This window comes from Maribacter luteus (assembly GCF_009674825.1).
In the GTDB taxonomy this organism is placed as follows: Bacteria; Bacteroidota; Bacteroidia; order Flavobacteriales; family Flavobacteriaceae; genus Maribacter_A; species Maribacter_A luteus.
In genome coordinates this window covers 191,378-207,505 of record NZ_WKJH01000004.1, presented here as the reverse complement: position 1 = coordinate 207,505, position 16,128 = coordinate 191,378, and the positions used below count along the sequence as shown (strand labels likewise).

The window sequence follows — 16,128 nt, the reverse complement described above, 5'->3', positions numbered from 1 at the left end:
GCCCCTACTCTATTTAAAAATCTACAACGTATATTTTAGTCTGGGGAAACAACATTGAGAATTGAAACAGAATAATTATCACTGTTGTCTTTTGAGGTGACTTCAATCCTATATGACGTAGATGGGGTATAAACAATAGGATCTATTGAAGAAGCTTCCAAATTTGAAAATTCTGACAAAACCGTTTCATTTTCCAATATTTTAATATCATATCGAAGTGTATCTTCATCCTCATCTTTGCCAATCCACGATACCCGCATTTCAGAATTTTGTACATCAAAGGATATGGATATCTCTGCAGTATATGGGGCAAAATTTCCAATTTGTCTGCCTGGGGTTGTAAACGAAAAAGTGTCTCCAATGGTCTCACCGTCTTCATTGGATGATATCACGCCCCATGAATATGTTCGTCCCTTCTCTAATGTTACTTTAGTTTCCAGAGTATTCAATGTATTTCTGAATACTTCTGAAGCACCTTCCAAAATTACGAGAGTGTAACTCTGTGCTAATTCTGCGGCATTCCATTTAAACGAAATTAGCACTTTTGAGTCATCGTCAATAACTTCTTCGTAATCAGAACAAGGCTCACCATTTGAAGGTAGTACGGCTACAGCTTTAGAAGGCGGATTCTTTTGTATTAAGGGAGGTTCTTCAGAGCCACCTTCACCACTGCAGCATGAAAATAACACAACAGTATATATTAAAAGTAATTGGCCTATAAAGGTTTTTATATTTTTCATTGTTTAATAATCTTTACGGTTTCTACTTGTGCTCCCAAAGATAATCGCAGGATGTAAATACCTGATTCTAATGAAGACATATCGATACTTTCATGAGGTTGCTGATAATAAAAATCTTTTATTAAACGACCATCAAGGCTGTAAATACTAGCTTTTAACTCATCGCCATTGGTTAAAAGATCCACTTTTGTGGATGTTATTGTCGGGAACACTTGAATAGTATTTCCTATATAAAAACTGTCAGAGATTTTACCTTGACAATCGTTTTCTCCATAAATAATAATTTCATTTTGACCACTTAAGTTTTCCATTGAAATGATTTGCTCGCCAGAATGATCAAATGTGTAGTAGGTTTTGGAGTCATTAACGATTACTTCATAGGTTTTACTCCCAGTAACAGAATAAGAAACACTTCCTGATTTGGAATCAAGCGAATACCTTTTTCCTGTGACGGCATTCAAGGCATTTACGGTTACACCATAACTCTGTTCATATAGGATATCTGGAATTGAGACATTTATAGTATACATACCAACCGCCAAATTATTTAATTTTAATCCAATATCAGAATCTACATCATTATATTGATTTGAAATACCTTGACCCTCAATGGTAATGTCCAATGAATATCCTGAAGCATTCATCGTAATTTCGATGCCGCCATTGGAGCTTCCTACGCAACTAGGGGTCAGTACATTAATCAATATAGCATCATACGGAATACTATCACAACCATTGGCATTCACGAGTGCCCCTGGCTGGGTATCCAAACAAGCATCTAGATGGTCCATAACACCATCTAAATCGTTATCCTGATTACATAAAGGAACTTCCCCCGCATCAGATATAACCCAACCATAGGTGTCAATTATATTTTGACGTGCTTCGGTTGCTTCACAGAACTGGCTATAACCCGCATTGACAATAATGTCCTTTTGTAATGCTGGTAGATTGTTCCACCCTATAAGGGTTTTATCATAATTATCTGAAGACAGTCCCGTACCATATAAAAGATTGTCCATTGTTGTTATATTACTTACGTCCCATGTTCCAAGGTTCTGATCAAAGGAAACCGCCTGATTAAACATGCCGGCAATTGAAGTGACACTAGCCATATTCCAATCAGAAATATCTTGGTTAAATGACCTTGCTTCTGCAAAGAGATTGGACATATTAGTGACATTGCTAACGTCCCAAAACTTCATTGAAGGGTTGTTTGTAATTGATTTACAATAGTTGAACATATTGGACATATTTTCTACCTCTAAAAGATTAGGGACATCTATTGCCTTAATGATTAAATTTTCACATCCAAAAAATGCCTTTTCCATTGAAGACCAAATATTTGTTCCCCATTGATCTACACTCAATAACTTATCATTATCATCGTGACCTACAATGATAAAACCTTCATCATCCGAATCTAATTCCCCATCAAAATATATGCGGGGAAACATACCTGTTATTGAAACTTGATAGGTGCCTGGCTCAGCATATGTATGTGTAATATCCCCTGTTATATTGGTTTCCATAGTCCCATCGCCCCATTCAACAGAATAATTATAGGTTTCTCCGGGAAATGTTGGAATCGAAATCTGGTTATCATCTGAACTTCCAGGGTTATCTGTTTTCCATTTGGTGATAAAATAAGTGGATGAACAATCATTACCAGCATCTGTAATTTCCCATCCATAAGAATCTATAAGTTCTTGCCTCGCCCCTGCACTGTTACAGTAGTTAGTGTTTGCTGCTCCCAGCTTAACATTGTTTACCAAGGTTGGCAGAGAGCTCCATGCATTTAACATCCTATCGTAATTTAGTAAGGAAATTCCGGAACCATCGAACATGGCATCCATATTTTCCACACTTCCTATGTCCCAATTTTCCAAATTTTGGTTGAACGAAGTTGCATTTTCGAACATCCTATCAAGATATCGAATATTACTAACATCCCAGTCCCCTATGGGCTGGTTAAAAAGAGTAGCACCAGCAAACATACCAAGAGCCGACATGGTGGTTTGACTCAAATCCCATTGTGCCATTGTATTATTTCCTTTAAGGGATGCACACCCATAAAACATATAGGATAAGTGTATGTCCTTAGAAAAATCTGGAATGTCCGTTGCCACAACATCCATGTTTGAACACCCAGCAAAGGCATAAGTCATTGAATTCCATCGAATGGTACCCCACTGATCGATTGATATGATTTTTTTAATATCAGAAACCTTAGTTGGTTGTTGATAAGGATAATTGCTTGGGCCTCCATTGTTGAAGTACATATGGGGAAATCTTCCAGAAATAGAGACTTGATAGATACCGGGTTCATCATAGGTATGTGTAATATTCGCTGTTATACCCATATCATTAGTGCCATCACCCCAGTCAACATTGTAATTATAAACTTCTATAGGATTGGTTGGTATGGTTATCTGATTATCTTCTGAGGGACCTGGATTATCCGTTTTCCATGTGGAAACAAAGGGCCGATGCTCTTCACAATTTTCACCTTGGTCCACGATATTCCAATTATAATTATCAATTAAAAATTGCCGAGCATCCTTTCCAGAGCAATATTGAACATCTTTTGCTCCTAATGTGGTTCCAAATTTTAAGGTTGGTAATTGGCTCCAAGCTATCAATATTTTATCATAATTTTCCCGAGAAAGATCGTTGTCATCAAATATATTGGACATGTCGTTCACGTTACTAACGTCCCAAGTGGATAAGTCTTGATTAAAACTACATTGGCTTAGCATATGCCGCATAGATGTCACATTGCTAACATCCCAAGAAGAAATATCTTGATCAAATGAAGTAGCGTAGAACATAAAGTCCATATCGGTAACACTGCTGACATCCCATCCCGTAACATCTTGTTTAAATCCTCCAGCTCCAAACATTCCTTCCATATTAGTAACATTACTTACATCCCAAGTGCTGATATCAAAATTAAAAGGACTGCTAAAAAACATATAAGACATATTATTGACACTGCTTACATTCCATTGAGAAATATCTTGATAAAAAGAAGATTTATCGAACATATTTGACATATCCGTTATGGTACTTACATCCCAATCATTGAAGTTTTCAATACCATTAAAATTGGGGAATTCACGACTGCCTGAAATATCAAAAGCATAAATACAATAGTAAAACATTCGTCTTAAACTTGTGACATTGGATAGGTCTGGAATATCATTGGCCGCTACCGACAGATTAGAGCAATGGGCAAAGGCGGAATCCATTGAAGTCCATTGAATATTGCCCCATTGGTTAATGGTGAGTATTTTATCTTTATCCCCAGTTTCGTTAAAAAATATCCTTGGAAACATTCCACTAATGGAAACATAATAAGTACCCTGTTCTGTATAAGTATGGGTCATATCCCCCGTAACATTGCTGTCGACATTCCCATCACCCCAATCAACCGTATAGTCATAAGCTTCTCCTGGGAATGTTGGAATGGTAATTTGATTATCTGCAGAAGTACCAAGATTATCTGTTTTCCATTTAGTTACAAATTGATTTGGCAAAAAGCAAATTTCTCCACCATCTGTTATAGTCCAACCATGATTGTTGATCAAATCTTCCTTGGCCGACTTGCCAGCGCAATATTCACTGTTTCCTGCATTAAAAACTACGCCATCCTGAATTTGTGGTAATGATGACCAAGTAGCTAAGATATTGTCATAAGTAGCTTTTGACATTCCAATATCCAAAAACATATTGTCCATACTGGTGACATTGCCAATGTTCCATGAAGAAACGTCTTGTTTAAAGGAATCTGCTCGGCGGAACATATTATCCATCAAGGTTACTTTGCTAACATCCCAATTGCTTACATTTTGGTTGAAGGCATATGCGTATTGGAACATTTTAGACATATCAGTAACCTTACTTACATCCCAATTACCAATGTTTTTGTTAAATGAAATTGTACCATTAAACATAGAAGCCATGTCCGTGACATTACTTACATCCCAATTACCAATATCCTGCGCAAAAGCATAATTGTAATAAAACATATTGGACATATTGGTTACTTGACCAACATTCCAATTACCAATGTATTGATTAAAGGAGGTTGCATTGGAAAACATTGACCGCATACTGACAACCTTTGCTACATCCCATGCTTCAATAGGTTGATTAAACTCAGAAGCATTGGAAAACATACCACTCATATCACTAACATTCCCAACGTTCCAATTACCAATGTTTTGATTGAATTTTGTTGCATTATTGAACATCAAATTCATATTTGTAACGTTCGCTACATTCCAATCACCAATGTCTTGATTAAATGATTTTGCCCCATTGAACATCCACCCCATAATAGTGACATTTTCAACATTCCAATCACCAATATCTTGGTTAAAGGATATAGCACCATCAAACAAAGCCCACATATTCAAAACATTTGCTACGTCCCAATTCCCGATATCTTGATTAAAGGAAGATGCCCCTAAGAACATGGTACCCATCTGATTTACATTGGAAACATTCCAATTCCCTATAGGTTGATTAAAAAGGGTACATTGACTGAACATACCGTCCATATTGGTTAGATTATTGGTGTTCCATTCATTAAAAGTCGTTGTACCTATCAGAGAACTACAATTTGTGAACATATGGTTAGTGGAAGTCACCTGTGAAAGATCAGGAACATCATTTGCAAGAACGTCTAAATTAGAACAACCAGAAAATGAACTTTGCATAGATGACCATTGTATTGCTCCCCATTGATTTACGGCAATTATTTTCAAAATATCACCACTGGGGTTAAATTCAAAGCCATTGTCATTAAAAAATATTCTAGGAAAATCTCCAGAAATCGAAACGGTATACGTGCCAGGATTGGGGTAAGTATGGGTGATATTTCCTGTAACTCCGTCATTGAATGTTCCATCGCCCCAATCTATAGTGTAATCATAAATTTCACCGGGATAGGTAGGTATCGATATTTCATTGTCTGCTGAGATTCCTGGATTGTCCGTTTTCCAAGTTGTAATAAACTCTGTTTGGGCGGATACTGTAAAATGCAGAAAGCTTAAAAGAGTTATAAAGTAGATTTTTTTCATTTGGATAGATAATCTTACTAAAATATTGTTAAAATATTAATTATCACATACTTTTCGTTTTAAGTTTTGATTTTTCCTACAAAAGGTAAAACATCGGATAAGGTTTATGCTTGCCGATTCATTTTCCCTTCGTGATATATGTTTTTCTTCTTTAATTAGATTGAATTATATCTAGTTTATATTTTAATATATTTGGGACCAATACAAAAGATGTTCCACTTATGAACACATATCCTAAAAAACAAATACCATGAAAATCAAGTCAACCGCCTTATCACTTATATTAATGGCATTCACCATGATGGTACTTACCTCGTGCAAGGACAAAAAAGCCGAACCTAAGTCAGAAACCCATGAAGAACTTCATGCTTCGACGGCCTATCAATGTCCGATGGATTGTGAGGATGGTAAAACATTCGATGAACCAGGAACCTGTCCGGTTTGTAAAATGGACTTACAGGAATTGAAGTAAGGTGACCCTATGACCGGAAAAGTTCATAAGAACGGGAATTACTTCTGTGAAGGTGAAAAGTGAATGTGATAATTGATTATATAAACGTAATGGAAATCATTCATTATATAATTGAAACACCCAAAATACATACCCATTTTCAGCTTTGAAAGTTTTCTAGTTTTCTATCAATTAATTAAAACAAAGGCCAGTAATAATTCCGATAGGGTTTAAACCAATTCTAGGAGTTTCTTTTCTTGAAATGCTTGTAGACCCATACCTTTTCTTCTAGTGAAAATTCTTTGTTTTCGAACCAATCATGGGCTGCTATTTTTTCATTTTCCACCTGGGCATTTCGTATTGCTTCAATGGAGACCAAGTGCCAATGCACCCCTTTCTTACGGTTAACTGAATAACCAACATCCTCTGTTATATATGATTCTTTGGGCTGATTAATGAGTTTTACCCCATTTCTTAACACAGCCAAGGTCTTTGTAAGTGCTACAACTTCAGAAAAGGTATAACGGACAAAATCGGAAAATCCGTCCTGTCTGGTATTATATAGTTTGTCACCTATCTTGAGTTTCTCCATGATTATTAAAGGCCGCAAAAGTAATAGGTTTGGTCCTTTTGGTTTAAGCTTTCCGTCATCAATTTATGAACAATGTCCATTGAATTTTTATGTAAAATTTGATAAAGGGTTAATATTCAATTGAGTAAAGAACATATTTACTTTTTTAAAATGTTTTAATTAGAAGGATTTGTAAATCTTTGTTAAAAAAAAGAATGAACGTTCATTTTTTATACATTTGTAGGGTAAATCAAAAAGATGGCTAAACTTCAAAAAAGCATAGACAAACGTAATGCCTTGATCAGGGCAACCATTAATTTGGTGAACAACAATGGGTTCCATGCAACGCCCATGTCCAAAATCGCAAAAATGGCGAAGGTCTCCCCTGCTACGATCTATTTATATTTTGAAAACAAACAGGATTTGGTGAACAAAGCCTATTTGGAAGTCAAAAGTGCTTTTACCGATTATGCCTTTGCGACCTATTCGGAAGAAATGTCCGTAAGCACAGGGTTTGAAATAATATGGAAACGTATCGCCGATTTTAAGTTGAAACAATGTGAAGAAGCCCTTTTCTTGGCGCAATGTGATAATACACCAATGATCGATGAACCTAGCCGTAAGGAGGGAATAAAACATTTACAGCCCCTACTTGAATTATGGGATCGTGGAAAAAAAGAGGGAATAATAAAGCCCATTTCGGACTATCTACTCTATGCATACGCCATAAACCCATTGTCATTTTTAATGATTATGCAACAACGTGGTGCTTGCGCCATAGATAAAATGGATTTAGAAGAAGCCTATAGGGCAGCTTGGGACAGTATTAAATTAGACTGATACAGATAACTTATAAAAATAGAATAAACCCGATAAATAAACTAAAGAATGGAATTATTAGATAAATTGAATTGGAGATACGCCGCTAAAGCGATGAACGGTAAAAAAGTACCACAAGAAAAGGTAGACCGCATTCTAGAAGCGGCTCGGTTGGCCCCTACTTCAAGTGGTTTGCAACCTTTTGAGATTTTTGTTGTTACCAATCAAGAAATTAAGGAAAAAATTAAACCCGTCGCTTGGAACCAGTCCGTTATTACCGACTGTTCACACCTTTTGGTGTTTGCGGCTTGGGATACTTACACCGAGGAACGCATTAATTATATGTTCGATTTAACGAATGAAATTCGTGGATTCAAAAATGAGGGATGGGAAAATTATCGTCAGATGCTTTTAAGCTCTTATCCTCAAAAAGATGCGGAAGAAAATTTCAACCATGCAGCAAAACAAGCATATATCGCTTTTTCCCAAGCTATTGCCGCAGCAGCTTTTGAAGGTGTTGATGCCACCCCAATCGAAGGCTTCGACCCCAATGCGGTTGATGAAATCCTAGGACTACGTGAAAAAGGATTACGTAGTGCAGTCCTGTTACCATTAGGGTATAGGGAAGAAGACAAGGATTGGTTGGTGAATCTTGTAAAAGTGAGAAAACCTACCGAAGATTTGGTTACCGTTATTGATTAGTCAATTTGTCGCCAAATATATAATCAGAAAAAAAGAAAAAGAATATGAATAATTTTGATTTTAAAAACCCTACCAAAATAATTTTTGGCAAGGATACGATTGAAAAACTTAAGGAAGAAATTCCTGCAAATGCCAAAGTTTTAATGCTCTACGGAGGTGGTAGTATTAAGAAAAACGGTATTTACGACCAAGTCAAAACGGCTTTAGCTAAAATAGATACCGTTGAGTTCGGAGGAATACCGGCGAATCCGGAATATGCCGTTTTAATGCAAGCACTAAAGGTGATTAAAGAGGAGAATATCAATTACCTTTTGGCAGTGGGTGGTGGATCTGTAATTGATGGCACCAAGTTTCTCTCCGCTGCCGCGGTTTATGATGGGGATACTCCTTGGGAAATTTTGACCAAGAATATCAGAACTGCAAAAGGGATGCCTTTTGGAACGGTATTGACCTTGCCCGCAACTGGTTCGGAAATGAATTCAGGAGCGGTGATTACCCGAGCCGAGACTAAAGAGAAATTGGCTATGGGCGGACCAGGATTGTTTCCGGAATTTTCCATTTTAGACCCAAAAGTCATCACTTCCATTCCCGAACGGCAATTGGTAAATGGTATTACCGATGCTTTCACGCACGTGTTGGAGCAATATATGACCTACCCTGTTGGCGCTTTGTTACAGGATCGTTTTGCCGAAAGCATTTTACAAACTTTGATTGAGGTAGCGCCTAAAGTCCTAAAGGATCCCGCAGATTATAATGCCGCTGCGAACTTTATGTGGAGTTGTACAATGGCCTTAAACGGATTGATTCAGAAAGGAGTACCCACAGATTGGGCCATACATGCCATGGGACATGAGCTTACCGCTTTGTTCGGTATTGACCATGCTCGTACGTTGGCCGTGATTGCACCAAGCCATTACAAATTCAATTTTGAGGACAAAAAGGAAAAATTGGCACAATACGCCGAGAGGGTATGGAACATTTCCGAAGGTAGTATCGATGATAAGGCTTATGCCGCTATTGAAAAAACGGAAGGCTTTTTCAAGGAATTGGGAATTGACACCAAACTTTCTGATTATACCAAGGATTATGAAGGAACTGCCGAAAAAATAGCGGAACGCTTTACAAATCGTGGTTGGTTGGGCCTAGGGGAACATCAATCCTTAAGTCCGGATAAAGTTGAAAAAATCGTAAAAATGGCTTATTGATAGCACACGATCTGCGTGTGGAATTATAGGTGGGAAAAAAATTAAAAAAGAAAAAGAAATGAAAATATTGTTCGTATTAACATCCCATGATAAATTAGGGGATACAGGAAAGAAAACAGGCTTTTGGGTTGAAGAATTCGCAAGTCCATATTACAAACTTTTGGATAAAGGTGCCGATATAACGATTGCTACCCCAAAAGGTGGTGCTGCCCCGATTGACCCAAGTAGCGACGCTCCTGATGCCGCAACCGCTGCTACGGACAGATTCAATAATGACGCTGTTGCCAAAGATAAAATAGCAAATACAAAAGTTTTGGCCGATATGGATCCAGATGATTTTGATGCTGTCTTTTATCCAGGCGGACATGGACCATTGTGGGATTTGACCAAAAATAAAAATTCCATTGCCTTGATTGAGAAATTCAATAGTCAGGAAAAACCGATTGCTTTTGTATGTCATGCCCCAGCGGTACTGAAAGACGTTAAAAACGCAGATGGTACCCGATTGGTAAAAGGGAAAAAAGTAACCGGATTTTCAAATTCAGAAGAATCAGCGGTAGGATTGTCCGAGGTTGTTCCCTTCTTACTTGAAAATATGCTTATTGAAAACGGAGCTTCTTATTCCAATACCGATGATTGGGCGCCATATGCCATTCAAGATGGTAACTTGATTACCGGTCAGAATCCGGCTTCATCTGAATTGGTTGCTGAAAAATTATTGGCTTCCTTGAATTAGGAAGTTTTGGTTGTTTATGGGAAGAGAGCTTGCTTGCCTAATTAGGTTTGCAAGCTCTTGTGTTTTTAGGTTGTTCGCGTGTTGATAAAATGTAAAAATGTCACATAAAATGGGGCGTTTTCTTCAAACACCAATTAAACATCGTTTTTGTAAACAGGGTTAAAATCCCTCTAAAACAATCTTTCCTTTTGCCTTTCCCGTTTCCAAAAACGCGTGGGCCTTACGAAGGTTTTCGGCATTTATGGTTCCGAAGTTTTCTCCCAAAGTGGTTTTTATAGTGCCGTTGTCAATCAATTCGGAAACTTTATCGAGAATGTGGTGCTGCTCGATCATATCCTCTGTCTGGAACATTGCACGTGTAAACATCAACTCGATATGTGTAGAAACCGCCTTCCCTTTAAAAGGCATCACGTTCAATGATTTGGGGTCGTCTATAAATCCGAATTTGCCTTGGGGTTTGATCAGCTTGGCAATTTCGTTAACATGTTGCTCCGTTGCATTTAAGCTTACCACGTATTCCGGGGCGGGAAGTGAGAATTTTTCAAACTCTTCACTTAATTTATTCCTGTGGTTGATTACGGTATCCGCACCCAATTCCTGTAGCCAGGCCGTGGTCTCTTCACGTGAAGCGGTAGCGATAATGTTCAGTTTTGTCAGCTTTTTGGCCAATTGTACCAAAATGGAGCCCACACCGCCCGCTGCACCAATGACCAAAATGGATTTGTTGGCATCGATTTTGGCCACTTCCAATCTATCGAACAACATTTCCCAAGCCGTAAGCGAAGTCAGGGGCAGTGCCGCAGCTTCTGCATAAGACAAGCTTAGCGGTTTTTTGCCCACAATGCGCTCATCGACGACTTGAAACTGTGCGTAGCTTCCTTGCCGTGTAAAATCGCCAGCATACCAAACTTCGTCCCCCACCTTGAATAGGCTAACGTCCTCTCCTACTTCCTTTACGGTTCCGGTAGCATCCCAGCCAATAATTTTCCAGTCGTCGCCTTCAACGGGCATTCCGGCACGTACCTTATAATCGGCCGGATTGACCGAAATGGCCTTTATCTCGACCAGTATATCGTGACCCGTGGCCTTTGGCATGGCCAGTTCCACGTCTTGTAACGATTTACTATCTTCTATCGGAAGATTCTCTTTGTATCCTATTGCTTTCATGGTAGTTCTATTTTAGATGGATGTGTTTACTTCCAAGTAACGATATCCTCAAAATTTCTTCTTGATTTTCCGAATTCTGGATTCGCTTTTCTATAACCGAAAGCTACCATGAACGACAAACCGTACTTATCTGTATCTACACCAAATTTCTCTTTCAATAGGGCTTCTGCCTTTTCTTGGTGGAAACCTTCGATGGGGCAACTATCTATACCTGTTAAGGCGGCAGCGGTCATCATATTACCCAAGGAGATATAGGTTTGTTTTGAAGCCCAGTCGAATAACTTTTTATCACTGTCGAGATTGAAGTCGCGCTCCTGAAATTCCCTATAAAATTTGGAATACATTTCAATAACGTCTTCGGGCAATTGTTTTACGTCTTTCATCATGTGCATAATGTAATCAGAATCATGTTTTACCATAGGGGCTTTCATGCTCAATCCCAATACAAAATGGCTCGCCGTATCCAATTTTAAAGGGGCTCCCCAAGCCACCGGCTTTAACGATTCGCGTAATTCCTTGTCTTGTACCACAATGAAATGCCAAGGTTCAAAACCAAATGAGCTTGGGGATAAATGTGCGGTTTCCAGGATAAACCTCATATCCTCGTCCGAAATGGTTTTGGTAGGGTCAAATTCTTTGGTCGCATGTCTAAATTGAAATGCGTTCAGTATTTCTTCTTTTGAAATGTTTGGAGTATTCATTAAATAAAGTATTTATGCTTATTACTGTTTAATTATAGGGCAAATATAAATAGCACCCTCATCCCATAAATTGTATAAATGGAGGTTACTTATGTACATTAAAAGGTTTGTGATGTGATTTAACAGAACTTTTAGAGATTTTAACCTTAATTTTGGCCATTAAATTGATAGAAATGGAGTTTGTTGAGGCAAAAAAACCTTTTGATATACAAGAAATTGAGTTAAATGACTGGAAACAACGTCCGGTTAAGAATAGTTTTTTCGAATTGGTTTTCATCAAAGAAGGAAAGGGAACCCAATGCATCAACTATAATGAATACACTTATGCAAAGAATGATTTTTTTCTTTTGCCTCCATTAAAGTGCCATTCATTTACAATAGAAAAGCCTACTAAGTTTGTATTTCTAAAGTTTACCGATTCGTTTTTTAAGAATGTTGGTAGATCCACCATAGATAGGGATGAATGGTTTAAAGAAGCTTCCTATATTTTGTCCAACTATAACCAATTGCCCGGTGATATTATAAAAAATGATATGGATAGGCAATATATGGAGAACCTTATCGGGATGATTTTACAGGAGTCGAGGAATTATGGGGATGAATCCATTAATTTAATTACTAGCCTTATGACCAGTATTCTTGAGATATTGATCAGAAACATTAAGAAAAGTACTTATTTTGATTTACCCAAGGCCAATACCGATGATCGAATTACACGAATATTGGCATATATCAACGAGCATTTGGATAAGCCTGAACTTTTAAAGGTTGAAAACTTGGCCAAGACCTTTCTAATGTCCCCCACTTATGTAAGTGAGTATTTTAGGAAGCAGGTGCATATGTCACTGAGGGAATATATACTCAAAGCAAAATTGAAATTAGTGGAAATCAGATTGCTGAATTCTGATTATACGTTAACCGAAATTGCGGATGACTTGGGGTTTACCGATGTTAGTCACCTGTCCAAGACCTTTAAGCGCTATGTTGGTACTTCAATCAGGGAATTCAAGAAAAATGGGGAATATATGCTCTTGAAAAGAAATTCCTGTGTAGCGTAATTCCTTACGTATCGAATTTAATTGGGTGTTTTTCCTGAAATTAGGGAGTATTGGGCTAATTGTCCAAGGCGATAAGTTTTTCCGAAATTTTCAAAAGGTCCGGTTCATTGATTTCGGGCAAAGGTGCCAGGGGGAACAATTGTTGGCCCGGTCTGGCGATGAAAGCCCCTCTCCAACCAGCCCAAATTGCTCCGGCAATATCCCATCCGTGGGCAGCGATCATTAAACATTCATGGGGTTGTGCCCCAACTTTTTTAGCGGCCCAATCATAAACCGTGCTATCCGGTTTGTATTTCCCAACAGTCTCAACGCTTAACATTTCGTTGAAATAACCGGTTAACCCAGCATTTGCGAATTGCGCCTTTACACCATCATTTGAAGAGTTGGTCAACGAAACCAAAGTATACCCTGCATCCTTAAGGTTATTCAAAGCTTCCTTTACCTCTGGATGTGAGGGTAAGGACAACAGCGGGTTTAAAGCCTTTTTGGCCTTTTCTTCCGACACCGGAATGCCGTGGTTCGCGGCTACCATTTTCAAGGTCGCTGCGCCTATAGTTCCAAAATCGGTAAATTGACGACTGCTTGTCATTACAAGGGAATACTGTAACATGGTCGTAAACCATAACGACATTAAATCTTCACGGCCATCAAGAGCCTTACCAATGCTTTCTTTTAAACCACCTAAATCCAATAGGGATTCGTTTACGTCAAAGAACAGGATTTTGGGGCGTGTAAGTGTAGTCATTTTGTTTAAGTCGTTTTTGTTTTTGGTTTGAGCTGATCTTAAGCTAAAGTATCACAAAAAATATTGAAATAAATTACTGCAGGAATATTTAATACTGCACTAATACACTGCAACAAAGTACGATCACCCGAACTAAAGATTTTCTTCGACCTCGGATGGTTTTAAGGTGCCATCGTATCGTATAGATGTACGATACGGACTGTTTACAATTACAGTTGCGCTTTTATCAGGATATAATTGGATAATAACATTATAAGGCTCAATCTTATTCTTGATATCGAACTCTATGTTCAAGGTTTGTTTCTTTTTATTTTCAATAACTTCATAGGTGGTAGGTACGCCTTCAAAATTTATTCCACCATCCCTGGGATTGTATGAATTAACGGTCCTTACTTCCCCAAAATAGGATAATACCCCTTTTATGCTGTCGTTCTTTACTTCTATAAAATTGCCATTGACATTTATTCGTGAAGCTGAATTTCCTGTATTTTGCAATAAGGCATTGGTAACTCGGGTTACCGCATAAGTTTGCATAGGATATGCCGTATTTACTTCAATCGTGTAAGATTTAGCATCCACGACATTTTTAAGGGTCTCAATTTGTTGGGTTCTGAGGCTGATCTTTTCTGCATTCTTAGTACCACCACAGCCGCATAATAAAATTATCACAAAGCCTAATATCACATGAAAATTTCTTCGTTTCATTTTTTACTTATTATCAGATATCTTATCCTATTAAATTACATTATTTTAGGTAAATCGATTCTCAAAAATCTGTTAATTCTTTTATATATAGCGTTTTATGATCTTTGGAAATATCTATTTTGATAGGTAATCATAAATTAAGCGGGTATTTAATCGTATAATTTGTAAGGTGTGTGAAAAAAGCACGACTAATAGAGAGGTAATTTGCTATGAAAAAGAATTTTAATTCTACAGATTACATTAAGTTTAGTGGTTGGTTTATTAAAGTCCTGACGGTAACGTCGGGACTTTTTAATTTGAGGGAGTCTGCAATACCCCATAAACGACCACTTCTTTTTCCTTTCCCCTTAGCGGTATGCTACCTAAGTCATTGAATTCGAATCCAATGGGATTCAATTGGTCCTTTAATTGTTGGGACACCAATAACTCTTGTTGAAGCGCATTGCATTGACCTTGAATACGTGAGGTTGTATTGATGGTGTCCCCGTGATAAGCAATCTCTTTTTTGTATTTACCTACTTCCGTAACCGTAATTTTACCCGAATGCATTCCCGCCTTAAAGAAAGGTAAACAATTATATTTGGTTTGGTAATGGGTCTTCCTTTTGTTGATTCTGTGTTTGAAATTAAAATAAGCATTAAGGCAGTTTTGGTGGCGCAACCCTTTTTTCAACTCCCACGTAAGGATTACCTCATCACCTACATATTGGTAAATTTCCGCTTCATTTTCAACGACTACCCCCAAATCATTAAAGCAATCCTGAATTAATTGACTGTATAAAATATGGCCTAGGGTTTCGGCATGCTCTGTAGATGATTGTAGGTCCAAAAACATAAAAATACGATCCTCTTCCCTAGGGGTGTAGAATTTACCCTGCAATAATTTCCAAAGGTTATTCTCCCCTAGCATTAAATTGACCTGTCTTAAAATAAGCATAAAGATATCAATGGTCAGGATGTAGAAGTAAATAGGGATAATACCCGGTTCAAAGGCAAAGGCCATAAATCCTTGTGCTTCACCAAAAAGTTGGGTAACCATGATATAGGCCATAAAGACCAAAAAGAACAGAAACAAAACCGCGTAGAGTAACCGAAAACCTATCAATCTATAAACAGAAACCCGTTGATTGTATCGTTTTTCAGTCATATTTTGGACATATCCTGATATTGCACCGAAAAAAGGGCCGAAAGTAAAGGAAATAATCAATGCTTCCTTTAATTCAAAATTTATGGAACCTAATTCGATCGTACCCACACCCCGAATTATGGCCAGGAAAAGAAAGGCCAAAGTCCAGCTAATCATATAATTTCTAATGATTTTCCACCTTCTTTTGGTTCTTATGTTCATAATTACGTCGAAAAAGAATATCTAAGTTACATATAAGTAATGGTATTCATCTCATTAATCTACAAACCAAAAACATCAATGCGATCAAAAAATA

General features: G+C 37.7%; 14 protein-coding genes. 6 read left to right on the top strand and 8 right to left on the bottom strand.

Features of this window, described 5'->3' with window-relative positions:
- Positions 1-35: 35 nt before the first annotated feature.
- Both GJ691_RS07680 and GJ691_RS07675 read right to left on the bottom strand, forming a co-directional pair.
- Positions 36-740, bottom strand: coding sequence for a hypothetical protein (locus GJ691_RS07680; RefSeq protein ID WP_154365486.1), 705 nt, complete (start codon positions 738-740; stop codon positions 36-38).
- Positions 737-5,827: a BspA family leucine-rich repeat surface protein gene (locus GJ691_RS07675; protein ID WP_154365483.1), complete on the bottom strand. Its 5,091-nt coding sequence runs from the start codon at positions 5,825-5,827 to the stop codon at positions 737-739. The genes GJ691_RS07680 and GJ691_RS07675 overlap by 4 nt, the downstream gene beginning before the upstream one ends.
- 250 nt (positions 5,828-6,077) lie before the next feature.
- Here GJ691_RS07675 and GJ691_RS07670 point away from each other — a divergent pair, with 250 nt between their 5' ends.
- Complete coding sequence (locus tag GJ691_RS07670) at positions 6,078-6,299, top strand: heavy metal-binding domain-containing protein (protein WP_154365482.1); 222 nt, start codon at positions 6,078-6,080, stop codon at positions 6,297-6,299.
- Positions 6,300-6,519: 220 nt separating this feature from the next.
- Here GJ691_RS07670 and GJ691_RS07665 read toward each other — a convergent pair whose 3' ends face one another.
- Positions 6,520-6,870, bottom strand: coding sequence for a pyruvate kinase (locus GJ691_RS07665; protein ID WP_154365480.1), 351 nt, complete (start codon positions 6,868-6,870; stop codon positions 6,520-6,522).
- A gap of 237 nt (positions 6,871-7,107) precedes the next feature.
- Here GJ691_RS07665 and GJ691_RS07660 point away from each other — a divergent pair, with 237 nt between their 5' ends.
- Genes GJ691_RS07660 through GJ691_RS07645 form a run of 4 tightly spaced genes read left to right on the top strand, consistent with a single transcriptional unit; the run spans position 7,108 to position 10,311 of the window.
- Positions 7,108-7,689, top strand: coding sequence for a TetR/AcrR family transcriptional regulator (locus tag GJ691_RS07660; protein WP_154365477.1), 582 nt, complete (start codon positions 7,108-7,110; stop codon positions 7,687-7,689).
- Between the two features lie 48 nt (positions 7,690-7,737).
- Positions 7,738-8,370, top strand: a complete 633-nt coding sequence (locus GJ691_RS07655) for a nitroreductase family protein (protein ID WP_154365475.1) — start codon at positions 7,738-7,740, stop codon at positions 8,368-8,370.
- Between the two features lie 44 nt (positions 8,371-8,414).
- Positions 8,415-9,575 (top strand): iron-containing alcohol dehydrogenase, encoded by a 1,161-nt coding sequence (locus GJ691_RS07650; protein ID WP_154365473.1) that lies wholly within the window; start codon positions 8,415-8,417, stop codon positions 9,573-9,575.
- A 58-nt stretch (positions 9,576-9,633) separates the two neighbouring features.
- On the top strand, positions 9,634-10,311 hold the full coding sequence (locus tag GJ691_RS07645; RefSeq protein WP_154365471.1) for a type 1 glutamine amidotransferase domain-containing protein: 678 nt from the start codon (positions 9,634-9,636) through the stop codon (positions 10,309-10,311).
- Positions 10,312-10,470: 159 nt separating this feature from the next.
- Here the strand turns inward: GJ691_RS07645 and GJ691_RS07640 are convergent, their stop codons facing one another.
- Both GJ691_RS07640 and GJ691_RS07635 read right to left on the bottom strand, forming a co-directional pair.
- Entirely contained in the window at positions 10,471-11,478 is a 1,008-nt protein-coding gene (locus GJ691_RS07640) for a zinc-binding alcohol dehydrogenase family protein (RefSeq protein WP_154365469.1), read from the bottom strand.
- 26 nt (positions 11,479-11,504) lie between these two features.
- Positions 11,505-12,179, bottom strand: coding sequence for an NAD(P)H-dependent oxidoreductase (locus GJ691_RS07635; protein ID WP_154365467.1), 675 nt, complete (start codon positions 12,177-12,179; stop codon positions 11,505-11,507).
- 173 nt (positions 12,180-12,352) lie between these two features.
- Between GJ691_RS07635 and GJ691_RS07630 the strand changes: the two genes are divergently transcribed.
- Entirely contained in the window at positions 12,353-13,237 is an 885-nt protein-coding gene (locus GJ691_RS07630; protein ID WP_154365465.1) for an AraC family transcriptional regulator, read from the top strand.
- 55 nt (positions 13,238-13,292) lie between these two features.
- Here GJ691_RS07630 and GJ691_RS07625 read toward each other — a convergent pair whose 3' ends face one another.
- The 3 genes from GJ691_RS07625 to GJ691_RS07615 all read right to left on the bottom strand — a co-directional run bounded on the left by GJ691_RS07625 (position 13,293) and on the right by GJ691_RS07615 (position 16,034).
- Positions 13,293-13,982 carry a haloacid dehalogenase type II gene (locus tag GJ691_RS07625; RefSeq protein ID WP_154365463.1) on the bottom strand — a complete coding sequence of 230 codons (690 nt, stop codon included), beginning with the start codon at positions 13,980-13,982 and terminating at the stop codon, positions 13,293-13,295.
- A 132-nt stretch (positions 13,983-14,114) separates the two neighbouring features.
- Positions 14,115-14,687, bottom strand: a complete 573-nt coding sequence (locus GJ691_RS07620; RefSeq protein ID WP_154365461.1) for a DUF4251 domain-containing protein — start codon at positions 14,685-14,687, stop codon at positions 14,115-14,117.
- Between the two features lie 291 nt (positions 14,688-14,978).
- Complete coding sequence (locus tag GJ691_RS07615; RefSeq protein WP_154365459.1) at positions 14,979-16,034, bottom strand: adenylate/guanylate cyclase domain-containing protein; 1,056 nt, start codon at positions 16,032-16,034, stop codon at positions 14,979-14,981.
- Positions 16,035-16,128: the final 94 nt, after the last annotated feature.

What these genes read in the sequence shown, in the direction of transcription:
- GJ691_RS07615 (WP_154365459.1), bottom strand. Translation starts at nt 16,034, where the DNA reads ATGAACATAAGAACCAAAAGAAGGTGGAAAATCATTAGAAATTATATG.
- GJ691_RS07650 (WP_154365473.1), top strand. Translation starts at nt 8,415, where the DNA reads ATGAATAATTTTGATTTTAAAAACCCTACCAAAATAATTTTTGGCAAG.
- GJ691_RS07620 (WP_154365461.1), bottom strand. Translation starts at nt 14,687, where the DNA reads ATGAAACGAAGAAATTTTCATGTGATATTAGGCTTTGTGATAATTTTA.
- GJ691_RS07680 (WP_154365486.1), bottom strand. Translation starts at nt 740, where the DNA reads ATGAAAAATATAAAAACCTTTATAGGCCAATTACTTTTAATATATACT.
- GJ691_RS07665 (WP_154365480.1), bottom strand. Translation starts at nt 6,870, where the DNA reads ATGGAGAAACTCAAGATAGGTGACAAACTATATAATACCAGACAGGAC.
- GJ691_RS07645 (WP_154365471.1), top strand. Translation starts at nt 9,634, where the DNA reads ATGAAAATATTGTTCGTATTAACATCCCATGATAAATTAGGGGATACA.
- GJ691_RS07655 (WP_154365475.1), top strand. Translation starts at nt 7,738, where the DNA reads ATGGAATTATTAGATAAATTGAATTGGAGATACGCCGCTAAAGCGATG.
- GJ691_RS07660 (WP_154365477.1), top strand. Translation starts at nt 7,108, where the DNA reads ATGGCTAAACTTCAAAAAAGCATAGACAAACGTAATGCCTTGATCAGG.
- GJ691_RS07625 (WP_154365463.1), bottom strand. Translation starts at nt 13,982, where the DNA reads ATGACTACACTTACACGCCCCAAAATCCTGTTCTTTGACGTAAACGAA.
- GJ691_RS07630 (WP_154365465.1), top strand. Translation starts at nt 12,353, where the DNA reads ATGGAGTTTGTTGAGGCAAAAAAACCTTTTGATATACAAGAAATTGAG.
- GJ691_RS07640 (WP_154365469.1), bottom strand. Translation starts at nt 11,478, where the DNA reads ATGAAAGCAATAGGATACAAAGAGAATCTTCCGATAGAAGATAGTAAA.
- GJ691_RS07675 (WP_154365483.1), bottom strand. Translation starts at nt 5,827, where the DNA reads ATGAAAAAAATCTACTTTATAACTCTTTTAAGCTTTCTGCATTTTACA.
- GJ691_RS07635 (WP_154365467.1), bottom strand. Translation starts at nt 12,179, where the DNA reads ATGAATACTCCAAACATTTCAAAAGAAGAAATACTGAACGCATTTCAA.
- GJ691_RS07670 (WP_154365482.1), top strand. Translation starts at nt 6,078, where the DNA reads ATGAAAATCAAGTCAACCGCCTTATCACTTATATTAATGGCATTCACC.